Source organism: Streptomyces sp. NPDC059080 (genome assembly GCF_042739975.1).
GTDB classification, from domain to species: domain Bacteria; phylum Actinomycetota; class Actinomycetes; order Streptomycetales; family Streptomycetaceae; genus Streptomyces; species Streptomyces benahoarensis.
In genome coordinates this window covers 1-2,017 of sequence record NZ_JBHYGX010000085.1, presented here as the reverse complement: position 1 = coordinate 2,017, position 2,017 = coordinate 1, and the positions used below count along the sequence as shown (strand labels likewise).

2 protein-coding genes are annotated in these 2,017 nt (G+C 36.8%); both read left to right on the top strand.

Annotated elements, in window-relative coordinates:
* Positions 1 to 719 precede the first annotated feature (719 nt).
* Positions 720 to 893, top strand: a complete 174-nt coding sequence (locus ACFWWQ_RS29620; RefSeq protein WP_375839303.1) for a hypothetical protein — start codon at positions 720 to 722, stop codon at positions 891 to 893.
* Between the two features lie 90 nt (positions 894 to 983).
* Positions 984 to 1,892, top strand: coding sequence for a hypothetical protein (locus ACFWWQ_RS29615; RefSeq protein WP_375839305.1), 909 nt, complete (start codon positions 984 to 986; stop codon positions 1,890 to 1,892).
* Positions 1,893 to 2,017: the final 125 nt, after the last annotated feature.

Genomic DNA, 2,017 nt, shown 5'->3' with positions numbered 1-2,017 from the left:
AGTTTCTGCTGATAAACACAAAAATTGTTTTTTTAAGAAAAAAGTTTAATATTTATTGTGCATTTTTTTTTATTTCCCGATGGGTTATTTGTCAGAATGACAAACCGATTTCGAGCCGGCGAGAACCCATTGTCACACCACGATTTAGGGGGTGTGTATAAATGGGCACTCTCTGTGAAATTTGAAGCTTTGAAATTCCGAATGGCGCACTTATACACTCTGTCGAGTGAGTGCTAAAATGCTGAAGCATTTCCGTCAAGCGTGTGGAGGAATCTTGTAGAGAGATATAGCATAGATACCCGTATCTCTAGAGATATTTTGGTATATCCCTGCTATATCTATGGGGTATCTATGCTATATCTTTGGCTTCAAAAACGGCACCTGTTCTAAGAGCATAGAAACTCAACAGGCACAGCCTGTTTGACACCCTTTTTTTTAGGGTGGCACCGAGTTTCCTTATGCTCTTTTTCTCTGAAGCTAAACCTGTTTTATATGTCGTAGTCTTTTTATTGGGAGTGACCCCTTGCTGTACAATTTCCGGAGGTGCCGATAAGGGACGAATTTTCCCTTGTCGGTTGCCTTTGGGGATTGTAAGGGGTGGAGGCTCGGAATCAAAAGGAAACGAAATATCATTCCGAGTGTGCTTCTTTTTTCTGTTCTTGAATTCTATTATTTCCAATGTTAGAATTATGTTAACAACTTGTTAGGAGTGTGTTTGGATGGAAGAGAAAAAACAAATTGGACCTCGAATTACTGTTGAAACATTTAAAAAGCTAGAGTTATTAGCCGAACATTTTACAAAACACAATGAATTTGGAAGAGTTTCAAAAGATGCTGTAATTGAGTTTGCTATTAAGGAATTGTATAGGGACTATTTGGGAAAAGGACGCTAATTTTTGTTGAAAAACTGACTTCGGATTTGGGGTTCTTTATTATTAACTTGATTTTAATTAAACATTACAGGAAAAATTGAGGGGAAATGGATGGATAAACGCAATGGTGACGCGGTTTTCATAGCTCCAAATGATGTTGTAAAAGTGACCACTATGAATCACGTCATTGAAGTTCAGCATATGGAGAAGATGAACCGGAAAAATAATATCAAAAAATTGGACAAGGATAGGTTTGTAGACCTCTCTACTGGGGAGATCCGGGAGTTCGAGCATTCGGAAAATCGGCAGGAAAATTATAATTCTTTGAGACAAACCTTTAAGAAGCTGCGTTATTTGATAAATAACAATTTTATAGGACGGCCAAATGAATTACATATAACTTTGACATACAAGAAAAATATGACGGACACGAAAAAACTTTATAGTGATTTTCAAAATTTTATCGACAGGTTGCGTTATAAATACAAGAAAGAAAGTTCGATAGATTATTTATCGGTGGTAGAGCCACAAGGACGTGGAGCCTGGCATTGTCATGTTTTAATGCGCTTTAATGATTTGGATAAGATTTATATTAAAAATGCTGAATTAAGGAGTCTATGGGGTTTAGGATTTGTAACAATCAAGTCATTAAAGGATATAGACAACATAGGAGCCTATTTGAGCGCTTATTTGACTGATATAGACCTAGAAGATGTCCAAGACAGGGAAACAGCCTTAAAAGTGGCTTCAGAGGGCTGTGAGGTGCAAACAAAGATCGTAGAAGGTCGGGAAAAGAAATTTTTAAAAGGCGGACGGCTGCACATGTATCCTTCCGGAATGAATATGTATCGAAAATCAAAAGGGATTGTTAAGCCGGAACGGGAAGAAATGAAGTTCGGAGACATAAAAAAAGTAGTGGGTTCGGCAAAACCACACTACGAGAAAAGTTATCATGTCGAAAATGACAATTTTGAAAACACAATTTCGTTTCTCCAGTATAACACAAAACGTGATTTTTGAAGCAAAACGGTTCCTCTTTATGGAGCCGTTTTTTTTTTTTTTGAATAAGTGTTTTTTTTGTTTTTTAAAAAAAGATATAGAGCGGGCCAGACCAAAATATAACACACACATATGTGGGTTGTTTT

Excerpts from the sequence above, each read along its gene's own strand:
- ACFWWQ_RS29620 (WP_375839303.1), top strand. The coding sequence starts at position 720 with ATGGAAGAGAAAAAACAAATTGGACCTCGAATTACTGTTGAAACATTT.
- ACFWWQ_RS29615 (WP_375839305.1), top strand. The coding sequence starts at position 984 with ATGGATAAACGCAATGGTGACGCGGTTTTCATAGCTCCAAATGATGTT.